The organism is Streptomyces anatolicus, from assembly GCF_019400875.1.
GTDB classification, from domain to species: domain Bacteria; phylum Actinomycetota; class Actinomycetes; order Streptomycetales; family Streptomycetaceae; genus Streptomyces; species Streptomyces anatolicus.
On record NZ_WMBF01000749.1, the window covers coordinates 1 to 2032 of the forward strand.

At 71.2% G+C, this 2032-nt stretch carries 1 pseudogene; it reads left to right on the forward strand.

The window, feature by feature from the left end:
* Positions 1 to 2025 (forward strand): annotated as a pseudogene (locus tag GKQ77_RS32115) (lipopolysaccharide biosynthesis protein); the annotation flags it as partial.
* Positions 2026 to 2032 lie beyond the last annotated feature (7 nt).

Genomic DNA, 2032 nt, shown 5'->3' on the forward strand with positions numbered 1-2032 from the left:
GCCTACCCGCACCCGTCCCGCCCGCGCGTCCTCGTCATGGCGCTGCTGCTCGCCGCCGCGCTCGCCCTGTACTGGGTGCCCGTCCTCGGCCTCGGCGAGCGGGACCTCGACGACATGGGCGGGCTCGGCCTGATCTCCGTACTGCCCGCGCCGACGCTGCTCGGCGCCGCGCTGCTCGTCGTCGTCTTCGCCGTACTGCTCTGGATGGACCGGCCCATCAAGGGCCTGCTCCTGGTGACGCTGCTCGCCACGGTCGTGTCGCTGCACGCGCTGCCCGCGGTCATCGAGACCGAGCCCCGGTTCGCCACGGCCTGGCAGCACCTGGGCTTCATGGAGTACATCGACCGGACCGGCACCGCGGTGCCCGACCTGGACGCGCGCTGGAGCTGGCCCGGCTTCTTCGCAGCGGCCACGTTCGTCGCGAGGGCGTGCGGCGTCTCGGACATGACCGAGGTCATCCGCTGGTGGCCGATGGCCATGCAACTGCTCTATCTGGCGCCGATGTTCCTGCTCGTGCGCTCGATGCGGGCGGCCTGGCGCGCCAAGTGGGCGGGGCTGTGGATCTTCGTGCTGAGCGGCTGGGTCGGCCAGGACTACTTCTCCCCGCAGGGCTTCACCTATCTGCTCTACATCGCCTTCGTCGCCGTACTCCTGGTGTGGTTCCGCGCCCCGCGCGTGCTGTGGGCGAAGCGGCGGCCCGGCGAGAGCGAGGTCGAGCCGACGGGCCGCGGGGAGCGCGCGGTGCTGCTCCTCGTCCTGGTGGGCCTCTTCTCGGCGACCGTGCCCGCGCACCAGCTGACGCCGTTCGTGATGCTCGGGGTGCTCGCGGTGCTCGTCCTGATCGGGCGCTCGGAGCTGCGCGGCCTGCCGATGCTCTTCGGGGTGATGGTCGTCGTCTGGCTCGGCTTCCTCGCCGAGCCGTACTGGTCGGGGCATTTCAACGAACTGTTCGGCGGGGTCGGCGGCGTCGGCGGCAATGTGTCGTCGTCGGTCTCCGGGCGCATCGAGGGCGGCAGTTCGACCCATCAGCTGGTGCTGTACGTGCGCGTGGCGATGGCCGGCGGCGTGATGGCGTTCGCCTGCTGGGGCTGGTGGCGGCGGCGCTTCTACAGGTACAGCGAGCGCTCGCTGCTCGTCCTGACCTTCGTGCCGTTCCTCGGCTTCGGCATGCAGTCGTACGGCGGTGAGATGGCCCTGCGCGTGTTCATGTTCGCGCTGCCCGGCGCGGCCCTGCTCGCCGGGCTCGCGCTGTTCCCGCGCGCGGGCGTCACCGCGAAGGAGCGGGACCGCGACCGGGTGAGCCTCGCGCCGCTCGCCGCGCTGATGGCCGGGCTCGTCCTGATGGGCGGCTTCCTCGTGGCGCGCTGGGGCAACGAGTCCTTCGAGCGGATCCGGCCCGGCGAGGTCACGGCCATGGAGTACGTGTACGCGCACGCCGACCCGACCGTGCGGCTGCTGTGGATGAGCAACGACACGGTGAACAACGTGACGCCCGCGATGCCGTGGGGCACCCGCGACATGGAGAAGGTCGAGTACGTCCCCACGCTGGCGCCCGCCGACCCGGTCCTCGTCTCCGGCCTGGTGAAGGCCCTTAAGGACGCGGGGCCCCACTCGTATCTGATGATCAACCGCGGTCAGTCGACCTATCTCGAGCTGGACGCGGGCTACGCGAAGACGTGGGAGCCGCGGCTCATCCGCCATCTCGACGACCGCCGGGAGCTGAGGAAGGTCCTCACCAACGACGACGCGACCCTCTACAGCCTGCGCGAGCGGCCGGACGGCGCGGTGCCGAAGGCGGATCCGGGGGCGGTCGGGCCGAAGGTGACGTGGACGCCGTGGACGGTGGTGGGCGCGCTCTCGGCCGTCGCGCTCGTGCTGCTGCTCACCACGCGCGAGGTGGTGCGGGTCGCGGCGGCGCCGAGCGTGCGGCAGCAGCGGTGGCTGCAGAGCAGTTTCTGGTTCTCGCTGCCGTTGCTCGCGGTGCTTTTCGCGTCGCTGATACAGCGGTTCGTGACGATGGCTTGAGGGGCGG